Annotated in this window: 11 protein-coding genes; 2 read left to right on the forward strand and 9 right to left on the reverse strand. The window is 61.5% G+C overall.

Annotation, left to right across the window (positions count from 1 at the left end):
* Nucleotides 1-48 precede the first annotated feature (48 nt).
* From HNQ65_RS06450 to HNQ65_RS06480, 7 genes are all read right to left on the reverse strand, one after another.
* On the reverse strand, nucleotides 49-2,970 hold the full coding sequence (locus HNQ65_RS06450) for an ATP-binding protein (protein WP_184338676.1): 2,922 nt from the start codon (nucleotides 2,968-2,970) through the stop codon (nucleotides 49-51).
* On the reverse strand, nucleotides 2,967-3,446 hold the full coding sequence (locus HNQ65_RS06455) for a response regulator (protein ID WP_184338677.1): 480 nt from the start codon (nucleotides 3,444-3,446) through the stop codon (nucleotides 2,967-2,969). The genes HNQ65_RS06450 and HNQ65_RS06455 overlap by 4 nt, the downstream gene beginning before the upstream one ends.
* A 51-nt stretch (nucleotides 3,447-3,497) precedes the next feature.
* Complete coding sequence (locus HNQ65_RS06460; protein WP_184338678.1) at nucleotides 3,498-5,672, reverse strand: GspE/PulE family protein; 2,175 nt, start codon at nucleotides 5,670-5,672, stop codon at nucleotides 3,498-3,500.
* 14 nt (nucleotides 5,673-5,686) lie between these two features.
* Complete coding sequence (locus HNQ65_RS06465; RefSeq protein ID WP_184338679.1) at nucleotides 5,687-6,220, reverse strand: type II secretion system protein; 534 nt, start codon at nucleotides 6,218-6,220, stop codon at nucleotides 5,687-5,689.
* 16 nt (nucleotides 6,221-6,236) lie between these two features.
* Entirely contained in the window at nucleotides 6,237-6,644 is a 408-nt protein-coding gene (locus HNQ65_RS06470; RefSeq protein WP_184338680.1) for a type IV pilin protein, read from the reverse strand.
* 18 nt (nucleotides 6,645-6,662) lie between these two features.
* Nucleotides 6,663-7,142 (reverse strand): type II secretion system protein, encoded by a 480-nt coding sequence (locus tag HNQ65_RS06475; protein WP_184338681.1) that lies wholly within the window; start codon nucleotides 7,140-7,142, stop codon nucleotides 6,663-6,665.
* Nucleotides 7,143-7,284: 142 nt separating this feature from the next.
* Nucleotides 7,285-7,689, reverse strand: coding sequence for a prepilin-type N-terminal cleavage/methylation domain-containing protein (locus HNQ65_RS06480; RefSeq protein ID WP_184338682.1), 405 nt, complete (start codon nucleotides 7,687-7,689; stop codon nucleotides 7,285-7,287).
* Between the two features lie 615 nt (nucleotides 7,690-8,304).
* Between HNQ65_RS06480 and HNQ65_RS06485 the strand changes: the two genes are divergently transcribed.
* The gene (locus tag HNQ65_RS06485; RefSeq protein ID WP_184338683.1) at nucleotides 8,305-8,745 is read left to right on the forward strand and encodes a rhodanese-like domain-containing protein; all 441 of its coding nucleotides are present in this window, start codon (nucleotides 8,305-8,307) and stop codon (nucleotides 8,743-8,745) included.
* A 24-nt stretch (nucleotides 8,746-8,769) separates the two neighbouring features.
* Here HNQ65_RS06485 and HNQ65_RS06490 read toward each other — a convergent pair whose 3' ends face one another.
* Both HNQ65_RS06490 and HNQ65_RS06495 read right to left on the reverse strand, forming a co-directional pair.
* Complete coding sequence (locus HNQ65_RS06490) at nucleotides 8,770-9,609, reverse strand: MBL fold metallo-hydrolase (protein WP_184338684.1); 840 nt, start codon at nucleotides 9,607-9,609, stop codon at nucleotides 8,770-8,772.
* On the reverse strand, nucleotides 9,606-10,988 hold the full coding sequence (locus HNQ65_RS06495) for an NAD(+)/NADH kinase (RefSeq protein WP_184338685.1): 1,383 nt from the start codon (nucleotides 10,986-10,988) through the stop codon (nucleotides 9,606-9,608). The genes HNQ65_RS06490 and HNQ65_RS06495 overlap by 4 nt, the downstream gene beginning before the upstream one ends.
* Before the next feature lie 390 nt (nucleotides 10,989-11,378).
* On the opposite strand from HNQ65_RS06495, the gene HNQ65_RS06500 reads away from it, so the two are divergent.
* Entirely contained in the window at nucleotides 11,379-12,821 is a 1,443-nt protein-coding gene (locus HNQ65_RS06500; protein ID WP_184338686.1) for an alginate export family protein, read from the forward strand.
* The last annotated feature ends 36 nt before the right edge of the window (nucleotides 12,822-12,857 follow it).

Consider the following 12,857-nt stretch of genomic DNA (forward strand, 5'->3'; position numbering starts at 1 on the left):
ACTCAGCCAGGATGAGCCATCCCCATCCGCCTGCCGCTCAAGCCCGCATCACAGGCTCATCGGGATCTTGGAGGCCTCCACCGAGAGGGCGGGCGGGATGACGCGGCGGAAGTCGTCCAGGGACACCGGCTTGGTCAGGAAGGCGTTCATGCCACACTCGCGGCACTCCTCCTTCACGCCCGTGAGGGCATGCCCCGTCATGGCGATGATGGCGGGCTGGTGCTTGAGCTGGAAGTTTCCCCGGATGCGGCGGGTGGCCTCCACGCCGCCCATCACCGGCATCTGCAGGTCCATGAAAATAATGTCGTAGCCGCCCTGCGCCACCATGCTCACCGCCTCCTCGCCGTTGTTGGCGATGTCCATGTGCACATACCCCAGGCGCTGCAGCAGCATGGTGGCTATTTTCTGGTTCAGCGGCTGGTCTTCCACCAGCAGGATGTGCGCGGGGTTCTGGCTGGCAAAGTTGTCCGCCTCCGCCTTGGCGGCCTTGGCGATGGCGCGGTTGGTGGCGGCAGACACCTGCGCATCGTGCCCGCCAGCGGCGGCGCGTGCAGCGGCATGCTGGGAGATGGGCGGCGGGGCGGGTGTCTCCAGCACGGAGGCTGACTCAAAGGTGGCCGCCATGGGCTGCGCAGCAGGCGGCATCATATACTGCGGCGCAGGCTGCATCGGCGGCTGCATGCCGGGCTGCGGGGCTGCGGGCATGTAGCCGTGCTGCATCATGGGCATGACCATGCCCGGAACCTGCGTCTGTGGTCCCACTGGCTGCGGGTAGTAGGGCTGGGGTGCCGCTGCCTGCGGCGCCATGGGCTGGGGTGCAGGGCTGGTCATCGGGCGCATAGCGGTCATGGACTGCGGGCTCATGTAGCCCTGCGCAGCAGGTGCCGGACCAGATGGCGCGGTGGCGTTCACAATGGGCGAGAGGACGACCCGCCGTGGCATGCGGTAGAGCTCTGACATGGTGCGCAGCAGTTCGCGGCGTTTGATGGGCTTTGAAAGGCGCGAGTGCCGGCTGCCTGCAGGCGGGCTGAAGCGGTCGCGGTCCAGCTTGGCGCTGGTGATGCTCATGATGGTGATGATGGCCGTGCCGCGCATGGCGGCGGCATTCAGCATCTGCACCGCCTCCTCGTGCTGCAGGCCGGAGACATCCAGGATAAAGAGCCCCGCCTCCTCGATCATCGCGTCCAGTTCTGGCAGGGAGCGCTGTTTGAGCATGCGCACCATCATGCCCCATTGCATGAGGGACTGGTTCAGCACCTGCAGTGTGGTGGGGTGCGCGCTGTACACGGTCACGGGCCTGCCCTTCACCACATCCATCCAGGCCAGCTCCTCCTCGCGGGATTCATCATCCGCAGCCACCGCCAGCGGCAGCTCAAAGAAGAAGTCGGAGCCCCTGCCCTCCTCGCTCACCACGCTGATCTCTCCCTGCATCAGCTTCACCAGCTTCTTGGAGATGGCCAGCCCCAGGCCGGTGCCGCCGTATTTGCGCGTGGTGGAGGTGTCTGCCTGATTGAAGGCCTGGAAGAGCTGCCCGATCTTTTCCGGCGGAATGCCGATGCCCGTATCGCGCACAGAGAAGTGCAGCAGCGTGCGGTCCCCCTGCGGCGTCTGGCGGGAAACCTGGCGCACGAGGATGAGGATCTCACCCTTTTCGGTAAACTTGATCGCATTGCCCACCAGGTTCACCAGGATCTGCTTGATGCGCTGGAAGTCGCCCAAAACCTTGCGCGGCAGCGCGGAGTCGATGTGCACATTGAGCTCGATGTTTTTCTCCGCCGCCTTGTGGGAGAAGACGTCTGTCGTCTCGCTCAGCAGCTTCTCGATGTCCACCGGCAGCTTCTCCATGTCCATCTTGGCGGACTCCAGCTTGGAGAAGTCCAGGATGTCATTGATCACGTGCAGCAGGGACTCGCCGCTGGAGCGGATCATGCGCACCAGCTCCTCCTGCTCAGGGTCCAGCCCCATTTCAATGAGCAGGCTGGTGGTGCCGATGATGCCGTTCATGGGCGTGCGGATCTCATGGCTCATGTTGGCCAGGAAGCTGCCCTTGGCCGCGGTGGCGGTTTCCGCCTGCCGCTTGGCGGCCTCATACTCCACCAGCAGCGTGTGCTTGCGCTGGTCGTCCTCCTGGAGGTGGGAGATCATCGAGTTGAACTCCGCCTGCAGCATGTCCAGGTCGTCAAAGCCATTTGCAGGCACGCGCACGTTCATGTTGCCGGCACGCATGGCGCGGAAGGCATCCATGAGCGCACGCGTCTTGCGCGTGATGCGCCGCCCGATGATGTAGAAGCCGAAGACCGCAAAGCTCAGCCCCGCGCAGGCTCCCAGGATCGGCACGGTCAGGCGCTGCGCATTGAAAAGATGCCTCAGCTGCACCAGCGGCTGCCGGGCGATGAAGGCCCCCGCCACATGACCGGTGCGCCCGTAGAGCGGCCCGGCGCTGATGAGCCAGTGGTCGCCTCCATTGATTTCCAGCTGGCGGTTCTCGCTGGTATCATCCATCACCAGGCTGCTGCCGGCCATCACGCGGTAGATGAGGTTGTGCATGTGCTCCGCCGTGGGCTCCTCGATCACGCAATTCTGGCAGATGGGCAGGATGACGATCGGCGGCGACTCAGACATGGGGGGCGTGCCCGGCCCGGGTGCCTGGCGTGGCGCCACCAGCTCCACCTGCAGGCCCAGGCTTTGCAGCGCAGGCGGCACATCCACCGTCTGCAGCCGCATGCGCAGGCGTGTCTCATTTTCCCACGTGAGAGGGGCCACCCCTGTGAGCTCCCCGTCCGTGAGCACCTGCCGGTTCAGCTCCATCTGCCCTGCCAGCGCCACAGCCCCGAGATAGGAGCTCTGCACAAAGCGCAGGGTGATGAACTCCTGCCAGACGAATCCAGCAGCAGTCGCCCCAGCCCCCACCAGCACGGCAAACATGCCGAGCAGCGTGAAGCGGTTGGCGATCTGAAAATGAAACCTCATGAGATGGCACCAGGTTGATAGCCAGAGTAGCCCGACTCTGCGGCTTCAGGCTCCTGGACCATGGCCCGGCGCACCGCCAGCCCCAGGCTCTCCAGATTGAAGGGCTTGTGCAGCACATCCACAAAGCCGATCGCCTGGCAGAGATCCTTCACATCTTCCTGAAAGTAGCCGCTGCACGCGATCACGGGCAGCCGGGGGTCGCACGCACGCAGCCACTCCAGCACCTCAAAGCCCGAGGCACCGCCCGGCATCGTCAGATCCAGGATGGCCACGGAGAAACGCTGCCCGTCCTCCAGCCCGGTGCGCACCAGCTCCAGCGCCTCCTCGCCGCTGCGGCAGGCCACCGTTTCAAAACCGTGGGACTCCAGCACGGCCTTGCCCACGGCAAGCACATGCGGCTCATCATCGACAATCAACACACGTGCGACGGCACGCGAAACCATATCACGAGACAGGAGCTGGGTGGTCGGATTCATGGCTGCTGGATGGGAGTGAGAGGTCAAAATTCAAAAAAAGGTGGGCCTGTCCTACATGGCGGTGTAGCTGAGGCATTTGATCTCATCGAGGGACGTGTGCCCGCCGATGACCTGCTGCAGCCCCTCCTGGTAGAGGGAGCGGAAGCCGTTTTTAAAGGCGGCTGCACGCATGGCGCTGAGCGGTGCGCCGTCTTCGATCAGGTCGCGCAGCTCGTTGTTCACCTCGCACAGCTCCATGAGCGCCACACGTCCGGCGTAGCCGGTGCCATGGCACTCATCGCACCCGCGCGCGGTATAGATGGGAGTCGTCAGCGGCTGGGTGATCACGGCCTGCTTGGCCATCAGCTCCTGCACATCCTGCGGCACCTGCATGGGCTGCTTGCAGTAGCTGCACAGGCGGCGGCCCAGGCGCTGGGCCTGGCTCAGCGCCAGGGAGTCTGCCAGCAGGTACTTTTCCACCCCCATGGACAGCAGTCGGGAAACCGCACGCAGTGAGTCATTCGCATGCAGCGTGGTCAGCACCAGATGGCCCGTGAGGGAGGCATTCACCGCCGCGCCAGCTGTCTCGGCATCACGAGACTCACCGATCAGGATGATGTCCGGGTCGGCACGCAGCAGGGCACGCAGCCCGTTGGCAAAGTCCAGCCCGCGTGCATTGTTCGTCTGCGTCTGGTTGATGCCTTCGATCTCGTATTCGATGGGGTCTTCGATCGTCTGGATGTTCACCCCTTCATCGTTCACGCTGTTGAGCAGCGCGTAGAGCGTGGTCGTTTTACCAGAGCCGGTGGGGCCTGTCACCAGCACCAGCCCCTGGTCGCGCTGCATGGTGCGGTTCAGGATGTCGATCTGCCGCTGGGACAGATTGAAGTCCGAGAGGCGCTTCACCCCGTCCTGCTTGTCGAGGAAGCGCATGATCACCTTCTGGAACTCACGGCGCGTGGGCACGGCGGCCACACGGACATCCACGCGGCGGCGGCCGATGGACAGCGCCATGCGCCCGTCCTGGCACTCCTGCCGGTTCTGGCTCATGCCAGCGTAGTTTTTCAGCAGTGCCACGTAGCGGTTCAGCTGGCTCTCCGGCGCGGTCATGATGGTCTTCATCGTGCCGTCCATGCGCGCACGGAAGCGCGTGAAGTTGTAAAACTTCTCCAGGTGCAAGTCAGACGCACGGCAGCGAATGGCGGTGAAAAGCGCCCACTGCACCAGCTGCTCGGGCTCGTGGTTCGGGTTCTGCGGATTCACCCGGGCCATGTCCTCCGGGGAGATCTCCACCACGGTGCCGTCGTCCGCCACCGTGAGCGCAGCGCCCTCCAGCGAAGCCACCGCGCTCGCGTCAAAGGTGGCTCCGGCGCGGTTGATCGCCTCGCGAATGCCCGCCAGGTCTGCGAGCACAGGCACAATCTTCACCGAGGGATTGCCCATCGACAGCCACTCGTCTTCAAAGGCGTAGCAGTCGGAGCTCTCGCTCAGCAGGAAGACCACCTGCTTGCCAATGTAGAGCGGGTAAACATTGTGCCGCTCCAGCAGCGGCAGGGGGAAAAAGGTCTGCCTCTGCGCCTCTGTGGCGCTGTACACCAGCGTGCGGCAGCCGCTGACCAGATGCTGCAGCGCCACGCCCATGTTGCGCTGCACCACATTGAAATGCGTGATTCCGAGCACCTCGGACTTGCCCTTCTGCGCCTCGTAAAAGCCTTTCAGCTTGGTGATGTCCGCAGGCTCATAGGGGTAGTTGTCCAGCAGCCACTTGAAGGTGCCCTCCAGACCCAGGTCTGAAAACACCGGCGGCTGGAGCTGCTCCATCGCGTTGGACTGCGAGATGGGCATCTGCCCAAAACGCTGCACCAGGTCCTTGCGGGTGTTTTGGTACTGCTCCTGCGTGATCAGGACGCGAATCGTCAGAAAGTGCGGCACGCCCCACAGATCCCCGGCACGCGGGTTGTGGTGCGCCATCACCAGCAGCGGCCCGATCGTACTCACCGGCAGCCAGGGGTCCGCCACATAGGGCACACGGCCCAGCTTGCGGATCAGGCGCTCGGCCTCAGGAGAGCAGCTCTCGCGCAGCAGCGTCACCGGCAGCATGCCGTGCTGCAGCGCCAGTCCTTCGATCGACTGGATTGCTAAGATCGCTGTCTGCCGCGCCTCAACTATCGTGTTAGGCAGATTACTCGCAGCCCCAAAGGATTTTGAGGCTGGCTTGTGCTGAGGGATCTGGAGGGGGGCAGACATGGTGCGGGGCAGCTTCAGTTTCCTGCCATCTGGAAATCGGGCGGGAACGCGAAAGGCGTTGTAAAATCCGTTCCATCAAAATTCATCAGCAGGCCGCTGCCGCTGTCTCCGGGTTCCAGCACCTTGAAGACTTTTCCCGTCCATTGCAGACGGTAGTCCTTGGTGCTGCTGGACGTGCCCGGATTGTAACGCGGGTCAATATAGGGGGAGCCAAGCTTGGCACGGTAGCTGTTTGGGTCGCGGTACTGCAGGGTGCGCAAAATCGCCAGTTCATCCCCGGCATTGTCGCCCATCGGCGAAAACACGATCTGGTAGTTCTGCTGCGCAAAGGTGTACACCGCCCGGTTAAGCATTTCCTGCCTCTCCTGAGTCAGCGCTATTTTCCCGCCTTCCAGATATTGGTTCATGGCGTTCACGGTGATCGCCGCCAGCACCGAGAGAATGGAGATCACGATGACCAGTTCCGTCATCGAAAATCCGGCGGCGCACCGCCCCTGCTGCCAGGGGGCGTTGCGCGTGCGATTTCCGTTGGAACCAGCGAGGGTCATTCAGGGAGATTTCGGTTTAGTAGTAGATGACCCCTGTCGGGCTCGACAGAGACACCTTGGTCATGGACGTGATGGACGGGGGGAAAGTCACCGCATAACCGGCCGGCAGATACACGGCCAGCGACGACTCTGCGTAGCTGAGATAAGGACGCAGGAGATTGTATTTGGCGTCATTGGAACCCGCAGAGGCCCAGTCCAGCGCAGCCTGGGTGCGCCCCCGCACCTGCATGAAACTGGCCTGGGCCAGGTTCAGAGCCTCCGCGCGCGCGATTGCCAGATTGCGCTCGCTGTCGCTGCGCATGCGCGTCACGGACGGGATCGCCATGAAAGCAATGATGCCAATGATCGACACGCAGGCCATCATCTCCACGAGCGAGAAACCGCGTGGCTTGAGTCTGCTGTAAATGAAGGCAAAGGGGCTCATGGAAAAGAAGGCTGCGGCTTACTGCGTCACCAGATTCACCCGTGGAAAATCATCGCTCTGCCAGTCCGGGAGCGTGATGTACTGCTGCGAATTGACCAGGGCCTCCGTCTGAAGCTGCCCGCCACTGGAATAGCTGAGAAATTGATCCGCCGTTGTCTGGTCCACAAATCCAGCCCTCTGGATGGGATCGGCTGCGCCCGGTGTGGGCACCAGAAGGTTGAAGCGCCCCAGCGAGTTGCCGGCGCTGTTGTATCTGGCACGTATGTTTTCCAGACTCTGAAACTGAGCCGAAGTGCTGTTCACGCGGGTCTGGGCCATCACCCAGGCTGTCACCGCGCTCTGCAGCGATGCCTGCTGCTGCCTGGAGAGAACACGGTAGCTGTCGCGTGCGGCATTGGAGATGGCTGCGACCACGATCGATGACATGATGCCGATGATGGCAATCGTGAAGATCGCCTCGACAAAGCTGAATCCATGCTGCCGTCTGGAAGTGGCCATGTTCATAAGAGTCAATGCCGCGTAACCATGCCTGTCATAAAAAAGCCGCCGGGGAGAAACCTCCCCGGCGGACGAGAAGCGTCCGAATCTGTTGCTTTTGAGATCAACAAAGAACCGGGCGATGCACTACACGATCCTCAGATTACTGAGCGGAGGAGGTCGTGGTGTAGTTGAGCTGCTTGTTGCTGTTGTCCCAGCTCAGGTAGCTGATCACAGTGCTGCGGTCTTCGGCGTTGATGGCGCCGGAGGTGAAGAGCTTGCCCTTGAAGGCGCCCTGGGTGGGGGTCAGACCACCTTCAGCGGCGGCAACTGCGGAAGCAGTGTCGGTGATGGCGGTGGTGTCAACGCCAGCGGCGATGGCGGCGTTCACCACGGAAGCGACGGTCTGAGCGTTGCGGCGAGCAGAGGCGTCACGAGCGCTGGCGTTCAGGTTGCCGATGTTCGGGATGGCGATGGCGGCGATGATACCGATGATGGCGATCACGACGAGCATTTCCACGAGGCTGAAGCCAGACTTGCGGGAGGGATTGAGCTTGATGTTTTTCATAGTGTTTGTGTGTGTTTTGGCTGTTGGTGTTATTTCGAGTTGATCAGCTCGTTGAGTTGCTCAGCTTCGAATTATGAGAATTATAATTTGAACCGAAAATATGTTCAACGAATTTTTTCATAATTTTTACAAATTGAACGATTTATAGCAAATTTGAATATCTAAACCGCCCCTCATTGAGGTGGGATGATGGGCAGAAATAGCGTCTGAATACGGCCAGAAAGGCCTGCGACCACTACGATTGACGCGCACCGCCCCACATCCTTCGTCCGCGCAAACTGCCCCCGGATGAATCCATTATTTAATTGGTTATAAATGATTTACTATCAAGCCGTCTTCCCTGCCTGTTCACGATGGGCGCAGCTTGTTCACATCACCGCCACCTGCTTTAGCGCCTCGGCCCCTAGGAAACGGAGACCGCTGCCACGAGACCTGCACTGGTAAGCCTTACCTTATTATCAATTTTATAATCTAAATGGAATTTAAGGCGTTTTTAAACCCAGATGAAGCTGAAACGGGGGAGGCCACGCTCCATGATGCTATCGTGGCCCCACTACGCAGACGAGAATCCAAATCACCTGCTCGCCAAAGCTCCAGAAGCTGACAAAGTGCTGCATGATTCTCCTCAAAGCGTCTCTGTTCCTGCTCTCGGGCCTGTGTGTGGCTGCCATGGCCGCAGAAACACCAGCTGCCGCAGAACTCAGCCCTCCGGTGGTCGTCGTCCCAGCAGAGGTGCACGAGATCGCGCCTGAAATGGTGGAACGCCAGCTCGTGGACCACCCGGAGACGGTGATCATCGACGTACGCCAGGAGGAGGAGCGCCAGAACCGTGGCTACATCCTGAACTCCATCAATCTGGACTACTTCCACGGCCAGAAGACCCTGGACCTGCTGGCGCAGATGGACAAGACCAAGCCCTGCATCGTGTACTGCGCCCTCGGCGGACGGGCGCAGCGCATCGCGGTGGAGATGCACAAGATGGGTTTCAAGAACATCCTGCTGCTCAAAGGCGGCTTCAATGCGTGGACAGCCGCCGGGCAGGCTGTGGCGCGCTGAGACGGCGCTTCATGCCGCCTGCAGCTACCGCAGCACGAGCTTTTCCCCGCAGCGCATGACCTTGCAAGGCTGCTCCAGCCGCGCGCAGGCAGTCACAAATTCATCCGGGGTGTCGGTATTGAACTCAAACATCTCATAGTGGCAGGGCACCACCAGGCCTGCTCCCCCCGCCTTGGCCAGCGCGGCGGCCTCGGCGCCGTTCAGATTGCCAGCTACGCGGCGCTCCGGCTTGTTGCCATTGATGGGCAGCAACATGAGATCGCAGCGGTGTGCACGCACCTGCGCCACGATGTCGTCATGCCACAGGGTGTCGCCGCTATGGTAGATCGTGAAGGGGCCGCATTTGACGATGTAGCCTATATAGTGACAGCGGCCCTGGGAATCCCGCAGAACTTCATTGTGCCGGGCCACCACGCCGTGGATTTCCCACAGGCCTTCGGAGTAGATGCCATCGTCGCCAATACCACAATAGACCACCTCCTGCCCTCCCAGGCGTTTTTGTGCCTCCGGGATGATGGGATGCGGCAAATAGAGCCTGAAACCTGGATTTGCCTGCGCCAGCGGGATGAGGGTCTCGCCATCCAGATGATCAGTGTGCACGTGGCTGGCCGTCACGCGGGAGATGCCGGTGAGCAGGCGCGGGTCCACGCAGCGCTCGGTCATGCGCACGTGGGGCTTGTCCGTGGTGGCATACTTCTTGGTCAGCGAGTCGGAGAGGTAGGGATCAAACAGCATCCTCTCCCCTGCCCACTGCACCAGAAAGCCGCTCTGCCCCAGCCACCAGACGTGGAGAGAGTCCTTGTCATGGGGCGCAGCGGCGATGTCTGCCAGCAGGGTTTCGTCTTTTTGAAGAGGAATGATCATGCACCGAATTGAATGGCTGCGATTTTTTCCGCCATATCGTGACCGGCACAGAAGACCAGCTCCGCCGCCGCCGAGCGGGACATGCGCGCATGCAGGGCCACCACGCGGCCCATGCTCTGGCCGTCCACAAAAGCCTGCAGCGGGCGATGCTCGGGGTCGATGTTGCGGATCTCGACCGTGGTGTCAGGCGATAGCAGGGCGCTGCGCCAGTGCGCAGGCTGCAGCACGTTGGAGCCTACCAGCAGCCAGGCGGGGGTGTCTGCCAGCAGCGGAGCCGCGCCCATGCTGCGGGCGTAGGCGGTGGAACCGGCGGCCGTGGCCACCAGAGCGCCATCGCACACCAGCTTGGGGATGCGTTTGACGTGGTTCACGGTGATCTCCAGCCACGCGGACTGGCTGGTGGCGCGCTCCACCCAGGCATCATTGAAGCCATGCGCCGAATGCCTGCGCCCCTGCTCGTCCTCCACTTCGAGGAAAAGCATCGGCATCTGGCGGAAAATCACGTCACAAGGAGGAAAGGCATGCGCCGCGACCTGCTCCGGCGGATTCAGCAAAAAGCCCAGATGGCCCGCATTGATGCCGAAAAAGGGCAGTCGTGCGCGCCAGTGCTCGCGGATACTGCGGAGCATCGCGCCATCGCCACCGACGACATTGATGAAATCGGCGTCCTCTGCGCGCACATGGGCGCCATCCAGGGAGTCGCAGAGAGTTTTCACCTTGGGAATGGCCTGATCTGCCTGGAGGAAGTATTTGGCGTCGTCCAATGTCCCGCGTGCCCAGGTGCCCGGAACGGGCGCACGATAGAGACCGTAGCGTGCCATGTAGGCCTGCGCACGGGGTGGCACCAGATCATTCACCGGCTGGCCATGCACCAGGTGATCGCGGATCATGGTGCTGGAACCTTCCACCACCAGCTCGACGATCTGGGAATGAGGCGGCAGATCGTCGTCGCTGAGGGTATAGCCGGGGCGTTTGAGGACGGCGAAATTGGCCTGCTGCCAGAGCTCCGCGCCGCGCTCCCAGGTGCGCTGGATCATGGAGGCCCCGCGTGAGCCGCCGGCCACCAGGTCCGCGCCCACCACGTGCCAGACCTCTCCCTGCGTCTCAAAACGCTGCTGGAGCTGGTAATTCCGGGTAAAACTGTCCTGCTCGAAGTCAAAAAGGTCCACAATGACCCCGGGCAGGCAGCCAAAGACAATATCCGCCAAGGCAGCGCGATAAACGGCAGGAACACTGCCGGTGACCGGCTTGTCGGGCCGTGGGCCGCAGGGGATGACCCGGACCTCATCAAAGAGCTGGGTCAGCCGGGTGGCGATGGCCGCATGGTGGTTCCCGGGTGGGTTAAAGCTGCCTCCAAAAATAGCGATGCGCTTTGGCATTCGTCATCCTGCCAGCGCTGCGCCCGAGTGCAAGCACGTCGGCAGGGCTTTGGCGCAATGTCACCGAAAAGGCTGCTTTCTGTGTCGGATCCGGCAAAAGCGGGCCGCAGGGCATGGGAAGATGCGGAATGCGGCAAAAATTTCTTATTCCTACTTGATTTATATATTTTGGAGGAATATATACCGGTCACATAGCCTCAGACATCGCATTCAGCGCTGTCCTGCCATTCCTGGGACTGACCGGACCACCAGAAACACTCTTGATGTGTTTTCATCTGATTCGTTCAGTCCCATGCCGCACACGCCCACCGCTTGAAACGGAGACAATCCTTTTCTACCGCTGACGCCTGCCAGAAAACTGGATACCGAAGCCAGCAACGCCACCGAGACATGTTTTTCACCCAAGCCCTCAAACCCAAAACTCCAGCCGCACTGGCCCTGCTCCTCGTGGCAGCCACGACGGGCTGGGGTGCTGACACCGCCGGCAGCAAGATCACACGCGGTACGTTTTACCAAAACCCGCTGAGCTTTGGCACCACGCGCGATCCGGACCCGCCCAAGTATGCGCGCAATCTGAGCGAGATCGGGGTGGATTCCCTGCTGAACGTGAAGTGGCTGGACATCGGGCTGGACTACCGTTTCCGCTATGAGTACCGGGACAACGACCTCCGGCGCATCCAGTCCTCGCTGGACCAGCCGCTGCTGCACCGCACGCGGGCCTACATCGGGATCAAGGACATCCTGGACCCGTTCCGTTTTGCGTTTGAGATGCAGGATGCCCGGCGTGAGAACAGCCAGTTTGCCCGCGACAACCGCGACGTGAACGAGTTTGCGATCACGAGGCTGTATGGCGAGCTATACTTCAAGAACCTGCTGGGGCGCGATGCCATCGGCAGCAGCCGCCCGGTGAGCGTGCGCTTTGGGATTCACAACTTTGAATTCCTGGACCGTCGACTCCTCTCCAACAATGAGTGGCGCAACACGGCGAACACCTTCAAGGGCTTCCTGGGCAGCCTGGGGCAGGAGAGCAATGACTGGCAGGTGGACCTGCTGGCAGTGCAGCCGCTGAACCGTCAGAAGTATGCCTGGGACAGCCCGGTGCAAAAGCAGTGGGTGTATGGCGTGATCGGCCACTGGCGGCGCTGGTCCGACCTCGTGACACTGGAGCCCTACTACCTGGCGATGAACCAGTCTCCGCTGCCTGGAATCGCAGACTACCAGGTGCACTCCCCCGGCCTGCGTGCCTACGGCGTGGTGGGCACCACGGGGCTGGACTACGACTTCAGCCTGACCTACCAGACCGGGCGCAACGGGACACGCACCATCCAGGCCTATGCGGGCACCTTTGAGCTGGGCTACACCTTTGCCTCCAATCCGTGGAAGCCACGCCTGAGCCTCTTCTACGGACGTGCGAGCGGCGACCACAACCCGAATGACAACAAGGACAACCGCTTCCAGCGCTTCTACGGCTTCAGCCGGTCATGGTCTGCCAATGACTACATCACCTACCAGAACGTGAGCACGCCCACCGTGCGTCTGGAGATCAAGCCACACCAGAATCTGCGCCTGGACATGAACTGGAGCGCCTACTGGCTGGAAAGCGCCACGGATGTCTATTCTGTGGGCAATGTCATCCAGGTGCAGGATAAAACCGGAAGAAGCGGCAACTACCTGGGCAGCGAGTATGACATCCGCGCCCGCTACACGTGGGATCCGAAAACCGAGATCACCGTGGGCTACTCCTACTTTCAGTCCGGAGGCTACGTGAAAGCGCAGCTCCACCGAGACCACACGAACTTCGCCTACTTCCAGCTGAGCCGACGCTTCTTCTAACCCACGTCACCAAAGCCAGCCCCTGCTTTTTTCAGG

Origin of the sequence: Prosthecobacter vanneervenii (assembly GCF_014203095.1) — a bacterium.
Lineage (GTDB): Bacteria > Verrucomicrobiota > Verrucomicrobiia > Verrucomicrobiales > Verrucomicrobiaceae > Prosthecobacter > Prosthecobacter vanneervenii.

Coding starts and splice junctions, on each gene's coding strand:
- HNQ65_RS06495 (WP_184338685.1), bottom strand. CDS start 10,988: ATGCCAAAGCGCATCGCTATTTTTGGAGGCAGCTTTAACCCACCCGGG.
- HNQ65_RS06450 (WP_184338676.1), bottom strand. CDS start 2,970: ATGAGGTTTCATTTTCAGATCGCCAACCGCTTCACGCTGCTCGGCATG.
- HNQ65_RS06480 (WP_184338682.1), bottom strand. CDS start 7,689: ATGAAAAACATCAAGCTCAATCCCTCCCGCAAGTCTGGCTTCAGCCTC.
- HNQ65_RS06490 (WP_184338684.1), bottom strand. CDS start 9,609: ATGATCATTCCTCTTCAAAAAGACGAAACCCTGCTGGCAGACATCGCC.
- HNQ65_RS06470 (WP_184338680.1), bottom strand. CDS start 6,644: ATGAGCCCCTTTGCCTTCATTTACAGCAGACTCAAGCCACGCGGTTTC.
- HNQ65_RS06475 (WP_184338681.1), bottom strand. CDS start 7,142: ATGGCCACTTCCAGACGGCAGCATGGATTCAGCTTTGTCGAGGCGATC.
- HNQ65_RS06460 (WP_184338678.1), bottom strand. CDS start 5,672: ATGTCTGCCCCCCTCCAGATCCCTCAGCACAAGCCAGCCTCAAAATCC.
- HNQ65_RS06465 (WP_184338679.1), bottom strand. CDS start 6,220: ATGACCCTCGCTGGTTCCAACGGAAATCGCACGCGCAACGCCCCCTGG.
- HNQ65_RS06455 (WP_184338677.1), bottom strand. CDS start 3,446: ATGAATCCGACCACCCAGCTCCTGTCTCGTGATATGGTTTCGCGTGCC.
- HNQ65_RS06485 (WP_184338683.1), top strand. CDS start 8,305: ATGATTCTCCTCAAAGCGTCTCTGTTCCTGCTCTCGGGCCTGTGTGTG.
- HNQ65_RS06500 (WP_184338686.1), top strand. CDS start 11,379: ATGTTTTTCACCCAAGCCCTCAAACCCAAAACTCCAGCCGCACTGGCC.